At 57.4% G+C, this 17,262-nt stretch carries 12 protein-coding genes and 4 tRNA genes; 3 read left to right on the top strand and 13 right to left on the bottom strand.

Translation table 11 applies throughout. The features are described from left to right. Positions 1-161 precede the first annotated feature (161 nt). Positions 162-710 (top strand): cytochrome b, encoded by a 549-nt coding sequence (locus AACY11_RS02040; protein WP_339431971.1) that lies wholly within the window; start codon positions 162-164, stop codon positions 708-710. A 3-nt stretch (positions 711-713) separates the two neighbouring features. Here the strand turns inward: AACY11_RS02040 and AACY11_RS02045 are convergent, their stop codons facing one another. Together AACY11_RS02045 and AACY11_RS02050 are read right to left on the bottom strand one after the other, a co-directional pair. Beyond that, on the bottom strand, positions 714-1,640 hold the full coding sequence (locus tag AACY11_RS02045; RefSeq protein ID WP_339493756.1) for a 1-aminocyclopropane-1-carboxylate deaminase/D-cysteine desulfhydrase: 927 nt from the start codon (positions 1,638-1,640) through the stop codon (positions 714-716). Between the two features lie 80 nt (positions 1,641-1,720). Next, positions 1,721-3,760, bottom strand: a complete 2,040-nt coding sequence (locus tag AACY11_RS02050) for an NADPH-dependent 2,4-dienoyl-CoA reductase (RefSeq protein WP_339493758.1) — start codon at positions 3,758-3,760, stop codon at positions 1,721-1,723. Positions 3,761-3,968: 208 nt separating this feature from the next. Here AACY11_RS02050 and AACY11_RS02055 point away from each other — a divergent pair, with 208 nt between their 5' ends. Beyond that, positions 3,969-5,096, top strand: coding sequence for a carbon-nitrogen hydrolase family protein (locus AACY11_RS02055; protein WP_339493760.1), 1,128 nt, complete (start codon positions 3,969-3,971; stop codon positions 5,094-5,096). A gap of 3 nt (positions 5,097-5,099) precedes the next feature. Further along, complete coding sequence (locus AACY11_RS02060) at positions 5,100-6,140, top strand: AraC family transcriptional regulator (protein ID WP_339431967.1); 1,041 nt, start codon at positions 5,100-5,102, stop codon at positions 6,138-6,140. Positions 6,141-6,477: 337 nt separating this feature from the next. On the opposite strand, the gene AACY11_RS02065 is transcribed toward AACY11_RS02060, so the two are convergent. From AACY11_RS02065 to AACY11_RS02115, 11 genes are all read right to left on the bottom strand, one after another. Next, a complete protein-coding gene (locus AACY11_RS02065) occupies positions 6,478-7,338 on the bottom strand; it encodes a DUF2242 domain-containing protein (protein ID WP_339431966.1) in 861 nt (286 codons plus the stop codon). Positions 7,339-7,638: 300 nt separating this feature from the next. Further along, positions 7,639-9,495, bottom strand: a complete 1,857-nt coding sequence (locus AACY11_RS02070; RefSeq protein ID WP_339431965.1) for a SurA N-terminal domain-containing protein — start codon at positions 9,493-9,495, stop codon at positions 7,639-7,641. A gap of 228 nt (positions 9,496-9,723) precedes the next feature. Beyond that, a complete protein-coding gene (locus tag AACY11_RS02075; RefSeq protein ID WP_008077714.1) occupies positions 9,724-9,996 on the bottom strand; it encodes an HU family DNA-binding protein in 273 nt (90 codons plus the stop codon). Between the two features lie 148 nt (positions 9,997-10,144). Then, positions 10,145-12,541, bottom strand: coding sequence for an endopeptidase La (lon, locus tag AACY11_RS02080; protein WP_339431964.1), 2,397 nt, complete (start codon positions 12,539-12,541; stop codon positions 10,145-10,147). A 162-nt stretch (positions 12,542-12,703) separates the two neighbouring features. Continuing rightward, positions 12,704-13,987, bottom strand: a complete 1,284-nt coding sequence (gene clpX, locus AACY11_RS02085; protein WP_016775335.1) for an ATP-dependent Clp protease ATP-binding subunit ClpX — start codon at positions 13,985-13,987, stop codon at positions 12,704-12,706. Between the two features lie 112 nt (positions 13,988-14,099). Further along, positions 14,100-14,735 carry an ATP-dependent Clp endopeptidase proteolytic subunit ClpP gene (gene clpP, locus AACY11_RS02090; RefSeq protein ID WP_007951559.1) on the bottom strand — a complete coding sequence of 212 codons (636 nt, stop codon included), beginning with the start codon at positions 14,733-14,735 and terminating at the stop codon, positions 14,100-14,102. A 93-nt stretch (positions 14,736-14,828) separates the two neighbouring features. Next, entirely contained in the window at positions 14,829-16,139 is a 1,311-nt protein-coding gene (gene tig, locus AACY11_RS02095; RefSeq protein WP_221730452.1) for a trigger factor, read from the bottom strand. A gap of 402 nt (positions 16,140-16,541) precedes the next feature. After that, positions 16,542-16,617 (bottom strand) — tRNA-His (locus tag AACY11_RS02100). Positions 16,618-16,693: 76 nt separating this feature from the next. Next, positions 16,694-16,778, bottom strand: a tRNA-Leu gene (locus AACY11_RS02105). A gap of 56 nt (positions 16,779-16,834) precedes the next feature. Continuing rightward, positions 16,835-16,910, bottom strand: a tRNA-His gene (locus AACY11_RS02110). A gap of 32 nt (positions 16,911-16,942) precedes the next feature. Continuing rightward, a tRNA-Arg gene (locus tag AACY11_RS02115) sits at positions 16,943-17,019 on the bottom strand. Positions 17,020-17,262: the final 243 nt, after the last annotated feature.

Raw genomic sequence — 17,262 nt, forward strand, 5'->3', positions numbered from 1 at the left:
AGTGTCTGTCGCGACACTGGCGTGTTTTTTTGGACACTTCCTGACCCAGCGCATTGAAACGCCGATCAGCAACAGGCAAATCCGCCAAAGCGGATTACAGTTAAGACATGCCGTCATACAAGAACGGTGCGTTTGCCCCCTGATCTGTGAGGAAACACCGTATGCCGTGGACCAGTTCCGAATCTCGTTACAGCACCGTCTCAGTCTTGCTGCACTGGCTGATGCTGGTGTTGTTGGTACTGGTATACGCCAGCATGGAATTTCGCGGCATCTTTCCCAAAGGCAGCGGCGGTCGCACGCTGATCAAAGAGGCCCACTACATGCTCGGCCTGACGGTGTTCGTGCTGGTGTGGTTTCGCCTGCTCGCCCGCAGCGTCGGCCCGGCACCGAAAATCTTCCCGGCCTCGCCGGCATGGCAAACCGTGCTGGCGCGGCTGATGCACTGGGCGTTGTACCTGTTCATGATCAGCATGCCGATTCTCGGTTGGTTGATCACCAGCGCCGAGGGGCATCAAGTGATGTTCTATGGTTTTGATCTGCCGATGCTGGTGAATGAGGACAAGGCACTCGCCAAACAGGTGGAATATTGGCACGTACTCATCGCCACGATTGGCTACTGGTTGATCGGGCTGCATGCGCTGGCGGGGATCTATCACCACTACGTAGTGCGCGATAACACACTGGTGCGGATGATGCCCAAACGCGATTGAACCTCACGGCGCGGCCGCAAATCCGCGCCGCCCCTGCAAACCTCCGGTATGCACGAAAATCAGTCGCGTGCCGCTGGCGAACCTGCCCGCTTCGACCTGCTGCCTGAGCGCCAGCAACGCCTTGCCGGTGTACACGGGTTCCAACGGCACACCGCTGACCTGTTCGGTCTGTTCGATGAACCCCAGCAAGGGCGGATCAACCTTGGCAAAACCACCACGGCTGGCGTCCAGCAGTTCATAGTGCGCCATGCACAACCCGGCCTCGCGAATGATCGCTTCGACGTGTGGTGCCACGCCGTGGTCGCCGGGCACGGCCAATGCGCCGTATACCGGACGTTCGCCCGCCTCTGCCAGCACCAGTCCCGCCAACGTCGTTCCTGTACCGCAAGCCAACCACCAGCCGTGGAAATCACTCCAGCCCAAATGGCTCAGTTGTGCATTGGCCTGCGCTTTGAGCGCGACGCAACCGAGGGCGCCGCTTAATCCACCGCCACCCTCCGGCACCGCATGCAGCGTGGGATATTGCGCCTGCCACGGCAGCCAGAATCCCGGTTCGTGCCGCGCCCGATAACCGCCGTAACCCAGCCAGTGCAAGTGCATGCCGAACGCTTGCAGATCCTTCACAGTGGGCGTTTCCTGGGCATGGCCACGCAACAGCCCGACCGTTTTGAAGCCCAGACGCTTGCCCGCCGCCGCCAACGCGTGCAGATGATTGGAATGTGCCCCACCGAGGCTGATGATGCCTTGCGCACCAGCACGGTCAGCAGCGTTCAGGTGTTCGACGAGTTTGAACCACTTGTTGCCGCTGATCAGCGGATCGATCTGATCGAGACGCAGGATCGCCACTTCCACATTCGCGGCACTGAGCCAGTCCAGTTGGAGGCGTTCGAGGGGGGCTTGAGCAAGCCAATCGTTGGAGGGGAAAAGCATTAATGGCGGTTCCAGAACAAGAACCGCCATCTTAGCAGCCAGAGACACTTCCCCCAGTGGGGGCGGGGAATTTGCCCTGCTTAGAGTTCGGCGGCGAGGCGCGAACCCTGATTGATCGCGCGTTTGGCATCCAGCTCCGCCGCCACATCGGCGCCGCCGATCAGGTGCACATTCTGGCCTGCTGCCACCAAGCCATCGTGCAACTCACGCAGCGGGTCCTGTCCCGCGCAGATGACAATGTTGTCCACTGCCAGCACTTGCGGCTCGCCGGTTTCGCCGATGCGGATGTGCAGACCTTCGTCATCGATGCTCAGGTAGTCGACGCTGTTGAGCATCTGCACCTGCTTGTTCTTCAAACCGGTGCGGTGAATCCAGCCAGTGGTCTTGCCCAGACCATCGCCCACCTTGGTTTTCTTGCGTTGCAGCAGGAACACTTCGCGGGCCGGCGCGTGCGGAGCCGCCTTGATGCCGGCCACGCCACCTCGGGCTTCAAGGTGCGTGTCGATGCCCCATTCTTTCCAGAACGCGGCTCGATCGAGGCTGGTGGCCACGCCTTCATGCACAAGGAATTCCGAGACGTCGAAACCGATCCCGCCCGCGCCGATCACCGCCACACGCTTGCCGACCGGTTTGCGCTCAAGGATCACATCCAGATAACTCAGCACCTTGGCGTTATCCACCCCCGGAATCGCCGGCACGCGCGGCGCAATACCGGTGGCGAGGATGATTTCGTCGTAACCGCCGTCCACCAGTTTTGCCACATCGACGCGGGTGTTCAGGCACACCTCGACATGGGTGGTCTGCAACTTGCGTTTGAAATAACGCAAGGTCTCGAAAAACTCTTCCTTGCCCGGCACGCGTTTGGCGATGTTGAACTGGCCACCGATCTCGCTGGCCGAATCGAACAGGGTCACCTGATGGCCGCGCTCAGCCGCCACGGTGGCGGCGGACAACCCGGCAGGCCCGGCGCCGACCACGGCGATTTTCTTGATCTGCTGCACCGGCAGGTAATTAAGTTCGGTTTCGTGGCAGGCACGCGGGTTGACCAGACAACTGGTGAGCTTGCCGCCAAACGTATGATCCAGACAGGCCTGGTTGCAACCGATGCAGGTGTTGATCTCATCGGCGCGACCTTCGGCCGCTTTGTTGACGAAGTCCGGATCGGCGAGGAATGGACGCGCCATCGAGACCATGTCGGCATCGCCTTCGGCGAGAATCTGCTCGGCGATTTCCGGGGTGTTGATGCGGTTGGTGGTGATCAGCGGAATGCTTACCGCCCCACGCAGCTTGGCCGTGACCTTGCTGAATGCGGCACGCGGCACTTTGGTGGCGATGGTTGGGATCCGCGCTTCGTGCCAACCGATGCCGGTGTTGATGATGGTCGCACCCGCCTGCTCGATAGCTTTGGCCAGGGTCACGATTTCATCCCAGGTACTGCCGCCCTCGACCAGGTCGAGCATCGACAGACGGAAGATGATGATGAAGTTCGGGCCGACCGCTTCACGCACGCGGCGAACGATTTCCACCGGCAGGCGCATACGGTTTTCGTAGCTGCCACCCCAGCGGTCGGTGCGGTGGTTGGTGTGTGCGGCGAGGAACTGGTTAATGAAATAACCTTCCGATCCCATGATCTCAACGCCGTCATACTCAGCCGACTGCGCCAGTACCGAACAGGTGACGAAATCGCTGATCTGCTTCTCGATACCTTCCTCGTCCAGTTCTTTGGGCTTGAACGGGTTGATCGGTGCCTGAATCGCACTCGGTGCCACCTGTTTCGGGCTGTAGGCATAACGACCGGCGTGAAGGATCTGCATGCAGATCTTGCCGCCCGCCTCGTGCACTGCGCGGGTCACGATGCGGTGCTTGAGCGCTTCTTCTTCGGTGGTCAGCTTGGCTGCGCCGGAGTAAACGCCGCCCTCGTCGTTCGGGCCGATACCGCCGGTGACCATCAGGCCGACGCCACCACGGGCACGTTCCGCGAAATACGCTGCCATGCGCTCGAAACCACCCGGTTTCTCTTCAAGGCCCGTGTGCATCGAACCCATCAGGGTGCGATTGCGCAGCGTGGTGAATCCCAGGTCCAGCGGGGCCAACAGGTGCGGGTAATGAGCGGCGGTCATCGGTAACTCCACAACGAGAAATCACGGAAAAGTTGCGGGAGCTCTTTGTCCCCCGTCAGTCATACTCGACAGACTAAGAGTCGCATCGCTGTCACTCAATGACCGTAACTGACAACTTATTGATCCAAATGCACAGCGCCCCTTGGCAAGTACGCCCATGGGCCCTACCCTAGTCGCCACACCCTGTACCCGGCTGCTGTTGGTTTTCATGCGCAAACTTTTGTACCTGTTTTTTTCCATGGCCATCGTGGCCGTTCTCACCACCTATGCCATGTGGGCGGCAGACCGGCCTGCGGGGCATTACCTGTCGGACTTGCGCATCAAACTGGCGGTCGATCAGGGCACGCCTGCCGACCGTGGCAATTTGCTGGGTATCCAGCCAGAGCTGTTTCCTACCGACTATCAGAACCCCGAGCGTCTGCACCGCAAGCTCGCGGCTTATTTGCAGCAAGCGCAGGATCAGGGCTTGTTGAATGACAAGACCGTGGTGGTGCTGCCCGAACATGTCGGCACCTGGCTGATGATCAGCGGCGAGAAAGACGAGTTGTATCAGGCACCGACTCTTGCAGAAGCGATGAACTGGCTGGCAGCGAGCAATCCGCTGCTGTTCGCCCGGGCCTGGCTCAGCGCCAAGGGTAGCGACCGTCTCGACGACGCCCACCTGCGCATGAAATCACGCGCCATGGCCAAGGATTACCAGACGCTGTTCGGGGGGCTGGCCAAAGAGTTTCATGTGACCCTGGTGGCTGGTTCCATCGTGCTGCCTGAGCCAACCATCCGCGACGGCCAACTAAAACCCGGCAGCGGCGCGCTCTACAACAGCAGCGTGGTCTTTGGCCGCGACGGTGTGCCCCTCGGCCAGCCGCAACGCCAGATGCATCCGGTCTTTGACCAGCATGACGTCATCCAGGCCAGTGAACGGACGATCAACGTCGTCGACACCCCGGCCGGACGTCTCGGCGTGCTGATCGGCCGCGACAGTTGGTATCCGGACAACTACCGCCAACTCGATGAACAAAGCGCGCAACTGGTGGCGGTGCCGGCGCAGGTGCTCGGACAGGGTGCCTGGGATCAGCCGTGGCGCGGCTTTAAGGGTTCGAGTACACCGAGTTCAGTCAGCCTCAAACCCGGTGACGTCAGCGAAGGCCAAGCCTGGCATCGCCTGACCCTGACCACGCAGCCGCCCGGCAGCCGGGCGATTGCCGGGATGAGCGTATTCCTGCGCGGGCAATTCTGGGACAAAGCGAGTTCGGGTCAGAGCTTCCTCAGCAGCAACGGTCAGCAGTTTGCCGCAGGCGATGCCCGCGGTGCATGTCTGCTCAATATCTGGTTGTAAGCCATGAAGCCGCTGCCGATGCGCCTCGGGGATCTGTCGGTAGGCTTTGTCCATAGCCTCGCCGACGCCGTGCGCAGTCATGGCGCCGACCCACTGCCGATATTGGAGCAGTACGGTCTGGATGCAGCGCGATTGGCCGAGGCCGGCGCACGGCTTTCGATCCCGCGTTATATGCGTTTGGGTTACAGCGCGATTCAATTGACGCAAGATCCGGCGCTGGGCTTGCGCATGGGCCAGCTCAGTCGCCTGAGCCAGGCAGGACTGGCCGGTGTCACCGCGTCGCAGGCCCCCACGGTGCGCGAAGCGGCTCGATGTCTGATCCGTTTTGAACCGTTGTACGGCTCCAATTACCGCGGCCAGTCGAGTTTCCACGAAGACGCCAACGGCGCGTGGCTGCGTTTCTATTCGATCAGCCCGTACAACGCCTATAACCGCTTTGTGGTGGATTCAATCATCGCCGGCTGGTTGCATCAGCTATCCAGTGTCGGCGGCGAAGTGCTCAAGGCCGAGCGCATCGAAATCGAATTCGACACGCCGGATTACCACGACGCCTACCGCGTGCTGGGCGATTGCCCAATCCAGTTCGGCGCCGAGCGCAATCAATTGCGCCTGAACCTGAGCAGCCTCGCCCTGCGCAACCCTCAGCACTGCCCGAGCACCTGGCGGCACCTGCTGCAACTGTGTGAACGAGAACTGGAACAACTGACCCGCACTCGCAGCCTGCGCGAACGCATCACGCAATTGCTCGGGCCTTTGCTCAGTGGAGGCCGGGAACCGGACCTGGAAGAAGTGGCGGCACGCCTGAAGCTGCCTACCTGGACATTGCGGCGCAAACTGGCCGAAGAAGGCACGCAGTTTCGCGCGATCCTCAATGACACTCGCCGTGATCTGGCGATGACCTACATCCGCGACACCGAACTGGCGTTCGGCGAAATCGCCTACCTGCTGGGCTTTGCCTCAGCCGAAGCATTCCAGCGAGCGTTCAAACGCTTGAGCGGACAAACCCCGGGCGAATTTCGCCGCAGTCATCGCAAAACAGCTTGAAACCTTACAGCTCGGTGGCGTCTTCGGCCGGCTCGGGCTGATCCAGTTCATAGGCCTGGAACTCGAGCAGTTCTTCTTGATAGTCATCCATTGTGTCATCCCCCTACTGCTCTATTCGATGGTGTCCCGAGCATAGCGCGCCCGTGTGAAGGAAAAATGAAACAGCGCCTTCATGAATAAAACGTAGCAGGTGGTCAGGAATTTATCGCAGTTTTTTTGACAGCCCATAAAACAAAAGCGGGCCTGCTCGCGAAGAGGCTGTGTCAGTCGATGCAAATGTCGACTGACACACCGCATTCGCGAGCGCCCCCGCTCCCACAGAGATTCGGTAGGCGAATTATTGGCCGGAGGCTGGCATCGCCGGAATTGGCTCGGACGGCGGCGGGATGTCCGTCGGGTTGGCAGGTGGCGTGATGGTTTGCGTGGCTGGCGCCGCCGGTTCAGCACTCGGCGCGGGGGCAATCGGGGTTGACTCGGCGGGTGGTACAACCGGCTCTGAACTCAGCGGTGTGGTTTCAAGTGGCGCCGGCGCGGCAGCCGCTGGGGCGGGTGTTGGTGCTGGAACGGGCTCAGCGGCAGGCGCAGGAGCAGGTTCTGCGGCAGGAACTGCTTTAGGCTCAGGCATGCCCAGATCCGTCTTTGGCTTTTCTTCGATATGCGCGGCTTTCTTCGTTTCTGCCGGCAGGAACTGTTCTACCAGGGTAAAGAAACGCTCGTAGAACTTTTGAGCGGTCACCGTCTCGCTGGCAACCTTGACCATCGAATCGTCCGAAGAGCCGATCGGCATGGACACCGAGCCCAGCACACCAACACCCAGACTGGCGGAGTTGTTGGTCTTCTTCAGTGCGTAGCGATCTTGCAGGGCGTTGGCGAACACCGTCGCATGATGCTTGCCACTGCCATCTTCGGCGCAGACCACGTTGAAACTGATCTCCAGGTGAGTTTCACCGGTCTGCTGGAAGCTCTTGTGGCCGCTGACCAGTTTCGGGTCACTGCTGGTAATGATGTAGCCCTGACTGAGCAACGCACGGCGAGCCGCTTCGCAACTGCCGATGTCGCTTACCGGATAGTTACGCGAAAACGTGCCGGAATCGTCGAAGCTCTCATGCTCATAAATCGGCTTGTCCTTCGAACAGCCAGCAACCGCGGTCAACAACAGCGCCAATCCGACAACACGCAGGGAAGTGGAAATCAACATTGAACATCCTGAGGGAAAACAGTCCGGGGCGTATTGTGCAACAGATCGCAGCCGGACGGCGTATGGATTAGTGTCTTAAAACAGTTACAACGCTATCGACCTTCAGCTGCGGGAAAAGTCGCAGCGATAAATCATCGATAAACATCCGCGACCTCGCGGTGGCGGTGAGGAAAATTGCACGGAGAAGGTCAATAAATGAGCCTCTGAAACGGCTATGTCGCCTGAACTGCCAACAAAAGCGCACCCACAAAAAACCCCGGCTGTCAGGCCGGGGCTCTTGTCTTGCCGCTCAGTCAGACATCAATAACGCTTGATCTCTGCCTGGGCTTCCAACTGCTTGCGATACGCCGCGAAGTCCTGCTGACCTTCACGAGACGCGAGGAAGCGACGGTATTGAGCCTTCTCTTCATCAGTCGGTGCAGCCGCTTCGTTGACGCCGTTCAGCCGAACGATCATCAGGCTACCGTCCGGCAGGGTCACGCTGCTGTACGTAGGCTTGTCCTTGGCAACCGGCTTCGGCATGCGGAACAACGCTTGCAGCACAGCAGGATCAATACCTTCCTGAGCACGGGTGGCCGCTTCGGTGGTTTTCCAGCTCTGTCCATCAACCGCCTTGCCATCGCGCAGATCAGCAATCAGCTTCTCGGCCTTGGTTTTGGCAGCTGCACTGGCGTGCTCTTTGGTCAGTTGTGTGCGAATGGCCGCGCTCACGCTTTCCAAAGGCAGTTGCGCAGGCTTGAGGTGCTCCTTGGCACGCAGCACGACCACGGTTTCAGGATCCAGCTCGATGGCAGTGCTGTTGGCGCCTTCATCGATCACTTCAGTGCTGAACGCGGCGGTGACCACGGCACGGTTGGCCGTAATACCTTCACCACCCTCACGGCCAAACGGCTTGGAGGTGTGCACAGTCAGCTTCAGATCCGCCGCCGGCTGAGCCAGGTCAGATGCCTCGAACGCGGTGTCTTCCAGTTGCTTGGTCGCCTCGACAAAACGCTGCTCGACTTGCGCCTCTTTCAACTGGCGGGTCAGCTTGTCCTTCAGGCTTGCAAAGGTCGGCACTTGAGGTGCTTCCACGCCCAGCAACTTGATCAGGTGGAAACCGAAGTCGGTGCGAACCGGCCCGGAAACCTGATCCTTGGACAAGGCGTACAGGGCCTTCTCGAAAGCCGGATCGTAAACGCCGGGACCGGCATAACCCAGGTCACCGCCATTGTTGGCCGAACCCGGATCCTGCGAGAACTCTTTGGCCAGCGCTTCGAACTTCTCGCCCTTGGCCAGACGCGCCTGGATGTCTTCGATCTTCGCCTTGGCCTGCGCTTCGGTGGTCTTGTCGTTCACTTCGATCAGAATGTGCGCCGCACGACGTTGTTCCGACAGGTTGGCGATGTCTTTCTGATACGCCGCTTGCAGGTCTTCGTCCTTGACGGCGACCTGATCGAAGAAGGAAGACTTCTTCAACTCAAGGTAATCGATGACCACCTGATCCGGGGTCATGAATTCCTTGGCGTGTTCGTCGTAGTAAGCCTTGACCTCATCGTCGGTCAGCTTGATCGCAGCCGGATCGGTCTTGACGTTCAGGGTGGCGAAATCGCGAGTCTGTTTCTCCAGACGGGCGAATGCCAGCACTTCAGCGTCGGTGACGAAACCGCTGCCAGCGACACCGGCCCGCAGTTGGCCGATCAGCATTTCCTGAGCCAGCATCTGGCGGAACTGCATACGGCTGTAACCCAGCGAACGGATCACCTGGTCGAAACGATCAGAGCTGAACTTGCCGTCCACCTGAAATTCAGGCGTTTGCAGGATCACTTGGTCCAGAGCAGCTTCGGAGAAAGCGAATTTCGATTGTTCGGCACCTTGCAGCAGCAGCTTGCGATCAATCAGGCCCTTGAGAGCCGACTCGCGCAGCATTTTTTCGTCGAGCAAGGAAGCATCGAAATCCTTGCCCAACTGTTGCATCAGCTGACGGCGTTGCATGTCAACGGCCTGGCTCAGCTCGTTCTGGCTGATTTCCTCACCATTGACCTTGGCCGCCTCGTTAGAGTGCGTCGTGGCCTTGAAAATGGCGTCGAAACCGGTCAGAGCCATCAGTGCAACGATGACTCCGATAATGGTCTTGGCAATCCAGCCTTGTGAATTGTCCCTGATATTCTGCAGCATGCGTCCCCCAGAAACGGTTGAACTTCAAAATTAGGCAACCGTGGAGCGTGGGTAGAATCCGGATAGAAGAAAGGCGCATCCGAGGATGCGCCTTCTCGTAACTGGCGGAGCGGACAGGGCTCGAACCCTCGATCCCGGCGTTACAGGCATCTGTTTCAGCGACCTGCTCTACCGCTCCGCTGCCAGGTCAGGCATGACCCCGACCCGGATAGGTAAAAACCTGAAAACTTAGTTAACAGCTTCTTTCAGTGCTTTACCGGCTTTGAAACCTGGTTTTTTGGCCGCTGCGATCTGCAGCGTCTTGCCGGTCTGTGGGTTACGACCAACGCGAGCCGGACGATCAGTCACGGAGAACGTACCGAAACCAACCAGAACAACGGAGTCGCCAGCCTTGAGAGCGCCAGTGACGGATTCGATTACTGCGTCCAGCGCACGGCCAGCAGCAGCTTTCGGGATATCAGCGGATGCAGCGATAGCATCAATCAGTTCCGACTTGTTCACTCTAAGTCCCCTTATATCTATTTTGAGATGATTCTAAGTTTTTTGGTGAAAGCAAAAACGTGTGCTGAATGGCCTACAGACACTTAAGAGCCGCTTTATAACAAGGGCTCTAAAAAGCTGTCAAGGAAGCCACCCAGGCAAAAACGTATTAATGCGTGCTAATTCTTTCCTTAGAGTCAGACTCACGTTTTTCGTCCTTGGCAACTATCTCCGGAGCCACATCCGGCAAGGGCTCCGGCGCGTATTGCAGCGCAATTTGCAGGACCTCGTCAATCCATTTAACCGGTTTAATCTGCAGATCCTGCTTGATATTGTCAGGAATCTCCTTCAGATCGCGCACATTCTCTTCCGGAATAATCACAATCTTGATTCCGCCGCGGTGCGCCGCCAGCAGTTTTTCCTTCAGACCACCAATGGCCAGCACTTGACCACGCAAAGTGATTTCACCGGTCATGGCGACATCAGCGCGCACCGGAATGCCGGTCAAGGCCGAAACCAATGCCGTGCACATGCCTACACCCGCGCTCGGTCCATCTTTCGGGGTCGCCCCTTCCGGCATGTGGATGTGTGTGTCGCGCTTTTCGTGGAAGTCCAGAGGAATGCCCAGACTCTTCGCACGGCTGCGCACCACGGTCAGGGCAGCAGTGATCGATTCGACCATTACATCGCCCAGCGAACCAGTCTTGATCAACTGGCCTTTACCTGGCACAACAGCGGCTTCGATGGTTAGCAATTCACCCCCCACCTGAGTCCAGGCAAGGCCGGTAACCTGACCGATCTGATCCTGCTGCTCGGCCAGACCGTAGCGGAACTTGCGCACACCGAGGAAATGTTCCAGCAAGTCTGCTGTCACTTTCACCGAGAAGCGTTTTTCCATCGCGTGCTCTTTAACGGCCTTGCGGCAGACCTTGGCGATCTGACGTTCAAGGCCACGCACACCGGCTTCACGTGTGTAGTAACGGATGATGTCGCGGATCGCCTCTTCGTCAAATTCCAGCTCGCCTTTCTTCAGACCATTGGCAGCGATCTGCTTTGGCGACAGGTATTTGACCGCAATGTTGATCTTCTCGTCTTCGGTGTAGCCCGGCAGACGGATGACCTCCATCCGGTCCAGCAGCGCCGGCGGGATGTTCATCGAGTTGGAGGTGCACAGGAACATCACATCCGAGAGATCGTAATCGACTTCCAGATAGTGGTCGTTGAAGTTGTGGTTCTGCTCGGGGTCGAGCACTTCCAGCAACGCCGACGCTGGATCGCCACGCATGTCGCTGCCCATTTTGTCGATTTCATCGAGCAGGAAAAGCGGGTTACGGACGCCCACCTTTGTCATCTTTTGAATCAATCTTCCGGGCATCGAACCGATGTAAGTCCGGCGGTGACCTCGAATTTCCGCTTCATCACGCACGCCACCCAAGGCCATGCGGACAAATTTACGGTTTGTGGCGTGGGCAATCGACTCCGCCAGCGAAGTTTTACCCACGCCTGGAGGACCGACCAGGCACAACACCGGGCCACGGATTTTCTTCACGCGTTTTTGTACGGCGAGGTATTCAAGGATGCGCTCCTTGACCTCTTCGAGACCGTAGTGATCCGCATCGAGAATGTCTTCTGCGCGAGCCAGGTCCAGGCGCACTTTGCTCTGGGCCTTCCACGGCACCTGCACCAACCAGTCGATGTACGAGCGCACCACAGTGGCCTCTGCGGACATCGGCGACATTTGCTTGAGCTTGTTCAACTCGGCAGTGGCTTTGGCCAATGCGTCTTTCGGCAGACCGGCAGCGTCGATGCGCTTTTTCAGGTCTTCGATTTCGTTGTGACCTTCGTCGCTATCGCCGAGCTCCTTCTGAATGGCCTTCATCTGCTCATTCAGGTAGTACTCACGCTGACTGCGCTCCATCTGCTTTTTAACGCGACCGCGAATGCGTTTTTCGACTTGCAGCAGGTCAATCTCGGCGTCCAGCAACGCCAGGACGTGCTCGACCCGGGCCGACAAATCGATGATTTCCAGGATTTCCTGCTTCTGCTCGATTTTCAGCGCCATGTGGGCGGCCATGGTATCTACCAGACGGCCCGGTTCTTCGATGCTGTTGAGCGACGACAGGACTTCTGCGGGGACTTTTTTGCCCAACTGCACATATTGTTCGAACTGAGACAGCAGTGTACGCACGAACACTTCGGACTCGCGCTCGGCAGCGTCGAGTTCTTCAATCAAGGAGACTTCGGCACGACAGTGGCCGTCGACTTCGCTGAAGCGCTCAACGGTACCTCGCTGCTCACCCTCGACCAGAACCTTGACGGTGCCGTCAGGCAGCTTGAGCAGTTGTAGAACGGTGGCAATGGTACCTACGCGATAGAGAGCGTCTTCACCGGGATCATCATCAGCCGGGTTTCTCTGGGCCAGCAGCAAAATCTGCTTGTCGCCCGTCATCGCTGCCTCGAGGGCTTCGATGGATTTCTCACGCCCCACGAACAGCGGGATAACCATGTGCGGATACACGACGACATCACGCAATGGCAGGAGAGGCAATTCGATGGTTGTCTTCATGATTTCGCCTCTACGGCGGCCATATGGCCGTAATCAGATGGAATTAAGCTTGAAACCAAGATGGGGGCTGCCTTGAAAAAAAACAAGCGCAAAGCGGATGTAAAAAACGACATAAAAAAAAGAGGCCCGAAGGCCCCTTCTTTGTTCCGGCAGCGTAGACGCTTAAGCGTCCGGTGCTGCCTTGGCAGTTGGCTCACTGTTCTCGTAGATATACAGTGGCTTGGACTTGCCTTCGATCACACTCTCATCGATGACGACTTTGCTCACCTCGGACTGCGAGGGGATTTCGTACATCGTATCGAGCAGCACACCTTCGAGAATCGAACGCAGGCCACGGGCACCGGTTTTACGTTCCAGGGCACGTTTGGCGACCGATTTCAGCGCGTCGGAGCGGAACTCCAGATCCACGCCTTCCATCTCGAACAGCTTCGCATACTGCTTGGTCAGAGCGTTTTTCGGCTCGGTGAGGATCTGCATCAGCGCAGCCTCGTCCAGCTCGTCCAGTGTCGCAAGGACTGGCAGACGACCGACGAATTCCGGGATCAGACCGAACTTGACCAGATCGTCAGGCTCGACTTCTCGCAGGGACTCACCGACTTTCTTGCCTTCTTCCTTGCTGCGAACTTCTGCGTTGAAACCGATGCCGCCTTTGGTGGAACGGTTCTGGATGACCTTCTCGAGGCCCGAGAACGCACCACCGCAGATGAACAGAATGTTACGGGTGTCGACCTGCAGGAATTCCTGCTGCGGATGCTTGCGGCCACCTTGCGGCGGTACGGAAGCGACCGTGCCTTCGATCAACTTGAGCAAGGCCTGCTGCACGCCTTCACCGGAAACGTCCCGGGTGATCGACGGGTTGTCGGACTTGCGGGATATCTTGTCGATTTCGTCGATGTAGACAATACCCATCTGGGCCTTCTCTACGTCGTAATCACACTTCTGCAGCAGCTTCTGAATGATGTTCTCGACATCTTCACCGACATAACCAGCCTCGGTGAGGGTGGTTGCGTCAGCGATGGTGAACGGAACGTTCAGCAAGCGGGCCAGTGTTTCGGCCAGCAGGGTTTTACCAGAGCCTGTCGGGCCGATCAGCAGGATGTTGCTCTTGCCGAGCTCGACGTCGTCAGCCTTTTTGTCACGCTGGTTCAGACGCTTGTAGTGGTTGTACACCGCTACGGCCAGAACCTTCTTCGCACGCTCTTGACCAATGACGTATTGATCAAGGATGCCGCTGATTTCTTTAGGCGAAGGCAATTTATGCGCGCTGCTTTCGGCCTGGGCTTCCTGCACCTCCTCGCGGATGATGTCATTGCACAGGTCGACGCACTCGTCGCAGATAAAGACCGAGGGGCCGGCAATCAATTTGCGTACTTCATGCTGGCTTTTGCCACAGAAGGAGCAATAGAGCAGCTTGCCGTTGTCCTCGCCGTTGCGGGTGTCAGTCATTCGTTCGATCCAAATCCGATAGGCTTGCAACACAAGATGAAGGCTATTGCGGGCTTTTTCAAGCCCGCCGCTGATCAGACGCGCCGACCAAGCCTATTTTGAGCTGCTTATTTTAAGCTGGGCGCTGGTTGATCACTTCATCGATCAAGCCGTATTCCTTCGCAGCTTCTGCACTCATGAAGTTATCGCGATTGGTATCGCGCTCGATTTCTTCAAGGGTACGACCGCTGTGCTTGGCCATCAGCGTGTTCAGGCGCTCGCGAATAAAGAGGATTTCCTTGGCATGGATTTCGATATCCGATGCCTGACCCTGGAAACCACCCAGTGGCTGGTGAATCATCACGCGCGAGTTCGGCAGGCAGAAACGCTTGCCTGGAGCACCGGCGGTCAACAAGAACGCGCCCATGCTGCACGCCTGACCGATGCAAGTGGTCGATACGTTGGGTTTGATGAACTGCATGGTGTCGTAAATCGACATGCCCGCTGTCACCGAACCGCCCGGGGAGTTGATATAGAGATGGATGTCCTTGTCCGGGTTTTCCGCTTCAAGGAACAGCAGTTGCGCACAGATCAGATTGGCCATGTAGTCCTCTACCGGACCAACCAGAAAGATCACTCGCTCCTTGAGCAGGCGCGAGTAGATGTCATAGGCGCGTTCGCCACGAGCAGATTGCTCGACAACCATCGGGACCAGGCCGCCTGCGGCCTGGATATCAGAGTTCTGCTGAATATACGAATTACGGAACATGCTCTGCAGTCACTCCCAAATAGTTATGTCTTGAATACGCATAAGCCAGCTCGAGAGCTGGCTTATGGTGTGCACTTCTTAACGCAAAAACAATCAGTCGGCTGTTGGAGCTTCTACCGGCTTGACCGCTTCTTCGTAAGAGACCGATTTGTCGGTCACGCTAGCTTTCTGCAGAACAGTATCCACAACTTGTTCTTCCAGCACAACCGAACGAACCTCGTTCAGTTGTTGGTCGTTCTTGTAGTACCACGACACGACCTGCTCAGGCTCCTGGTACGCCGAAGCCATTTCCTGAATCATTTCACGAACACGGGCATCGTCAGGCTTGAGGTCGAACTGCTTGACCACTTCAGCCACGATCAGACCCAGCACTACGCGACGCTTGGCTTGCTCTTCGAACAGCTCGGCCGGCAGTTGGTCAGGCTTGATGTTGCCACCGAACTGCTGAACAGCCTGCACGCGCAGACGATCAACTTCGTTGGACAGCAGGGCCTTAGGCACTTCGATCGGGTTGGTGGCCAGCAGGCCGTCCATTACCTGATTTTTCACCTTGGATTTGATCGCCTGACGCAGTTCACGCTCCATGTTCTTGCGAACTTCGGTGCGGAAGCCGTCGATGCCGCTTTCCTTGATACCGAATTGAGCGAAGAACTCTTCGTTCAACTCAGGCAGCTTTGGCTCGGAAACAGTGTTGACCGTCACGGTGAACTCAGCGGTTTTACCCGCCAGATCCAGGTTCTGATAGTCCTCAGGGAAGGTCAGGTTCAGAACGCGCTCTTCGCCCGCCTTAGCGCCCACCAGGCCTTCTTCGAAGCCCGGGATCATACGACCGGAACCCAGAACCAGCTGAGTACCTTTGGCGGAGCCACCTGCAAACACTTCGCCATCGACCTTGCCAACGAAATCGATGTTCAGTTGGTCTTCGTTCTGGGCAGCACGATCAGCCACTTCAAAACGGGTGTTCTGCTTGCGCAGGATGTCGAGCATTTTGTCCAGGTCAGCGTCAGCCACGTCAGCGCTCAGGCGCTCAACGGTGATGCCTTCGAAACCGGCAACGGTGAACTCAGGGAACACTTCGAATACAGCAACGTATTCCAGATCCTTGCCCGCTTCGAGCGATTTAGGCTCGATCGAAGGCGAACCAGCCGGGTTCAGCTTCTGCTCAACCACAGCTTCATAGAAGGAGGACTGGATGACATCACCAACAGCTTCCTGGCGAGCGTCAGCACCGAAACGGCGCTTGATTTCGCTCATTGGCACTTTGCCTGGACGGAAGCCAGCAATCTTGGCCTTTTGGGCAGTCTGCTGCAGACGCTTGTTGACCTGGCTCTCAATGCGCTCAGCCGGCACGGTGACGCTCATGCGGCGCTCAAGAGCAGTAGTATTTTCAACAGAAACTTGCATGGATATTCCTCGTTGCACAGACGTTAGCCGGCCGTTTCCGACCCCAGAATCAAGGGCATGCATTCTAGTGGGTCAAACTCAAGAAGTCACCCTACTGAAAACGGGTAAAAAAACAGCAGGCAATTTATAGGGACCGTTGCACGAATGCGTGGCGCCCCACAGGCGAATACAACCAATCACGCCAGGGCTCTGCGCCGATCTCTTCTATATATAGAAGAGACCGCCAATCACGCCCTGACGGCCGACCCTGCAAGCAAGCCCGGCGAGCAGCACAGAATCATCGAGCAACATAAACACGACGAAACGCCCCACTCCTGCGAATCGAAGCCGGCAATCGCCAAGTCTTCAAATCGCTAAAACAAAAAAGGCGCCAGACTGTTAAATCTGGCGCCTTTCGAAATATGGGGTGGACGATGGGGATCGAACCCACGACAACGGGAGTCACAATCCCGTGCTCTACCAACTGAGCTACGCCCACCATATTGCGTAACAAAAAAGCCAAACAACTTCTTTGTTGAACCTCACCTGCCCGAAGACATGAATGAAGCTTTAATTGGTGCGGATGAAGAGACTCGAACTCTTACGCCTCGCGGCGCTGGAACCTAAATCCAGTGTGTCTACCAATTCCACCACATCCGCGGATCAAGCTTTAAAGCAAAGGCGCCAGACTGTTACATCTGGCGCCTTTCGAAATATGGGGTGGACGATGGGGATCGAACCCACGACAACGGGAGTCACAATCCCGTGCTCTACCAACTGAGCTACGCCCACCATATCGCGTTACTTGTGCCAAAGCTGCCTAATGGCGCACCCGGCAGGACTCGAACCTGCGACCATCCGCTTAGAAGGCGGATGCTCTATCCAGCTGAGCTACGGGCGCCTTATTAATCTGTACTCTTAAAGGACTACAAACTAAGTGCTTTCCAGTATCACAGAACCTTGATTCCGCTTCACCTTCTTAACCAGTGCTAGGCTGTGCCCGACAAGTGCGACGAATAGTATAGAGCGCCCGAAAGGTCGTCAAATCCTTTTTAAAAAAAATTCATTTAATTAAAGGAGTTAGAGGAATTTGCTGACCAAGCGCCTTTGCCCTCACCGCTCGACATGCGAGAATGCGTTCTCA

The organism is Pseudomonas sp. RA_105y_Pfl2_P56 (assembly GCF_963970845.1).
Taxonomy (GTDB): domain Bacteria; phylum Pseudomonadota; class Gammaproteobacteria; order Pseudomonadales; family Pseudomonadaceae; genus Aquipseudomonas; species Aquipseudomonas baetica_A.

Coding starts and splice junctions, on each gene's coding strand:
- lon (WP_339431964.1), bottom strand. CDS start 12,541: ATGAAGACAACCATCGAATTGCCTCTCCTGCCATTGCGTGATGTCGTC.
- AACY11_RS02055 (WP_339493760.1), top strand. CDS start 3,969: ATGCGCAAACTTTTGTACCTGTTTTTTTCCATGGCCATCGTGGCCGTT.
- AACY11_RS02070 (WP_339431965.1), bottom strand. CDS start 9,495: ATGCTGCAGAATATCAGGGACAATTCACAAGGCTGGATTGCCAAGACC.
- AACY11_RS02045 (WP_339493756.1), bottom strand. CDS start 1,640: ATGCTTTTCCCCTCCAACGATTGGCTTGCTCAAGCCCCCCTCGAACGC.
- AACY11_RS02050 (WP_339493758.1), bottom strand. CDS start 3,760: ATGACCGCCGCTCATTACCCGCACCTGTTGGCCCCGCTGGACCTGGGA.
- AACY11_RS02060 (WP_339431967.1), top strand. CDS start 5,100: ATGAAGCCGCTGCCGATGCGCCTCGGGGATCTGTCGGTAGGCTTTGTC.
- clpX (WP_016775335.1), bottom strand. CDS start 13,987: ATGACTGACACCCGCAACGGCGAGGACAACGGCAAGCTGCTCTATTGC.
- tig (WP_221730452.1), bottom strand. CDS start 16,139: ATGCAAGTTTCTGTTGAAAATACTACTGCTCTTGAGCGCCGCATGAGC.
- AACY11_RS02065 (WP_339431966.1), bottom strand. CDS start 7,338: ATGTTGATTTCCACTTCCCTGCGTGTTGTCGGATTGGCGCTGTTGTTG.
- clpP (WP_007951559.1), bottom strand. CDS start 14,735: ATGTTCCGTAATTCGTATATTCAGCAGAACTCTGATATCCAGGCCGCA.
- AACY11_RS02040 (WP_339431971.1), top strand. CDS start 162: ATGCCGTGGACCAGTTCCGAATCTCGTTACAGCACCGTCTCAGTCTTG.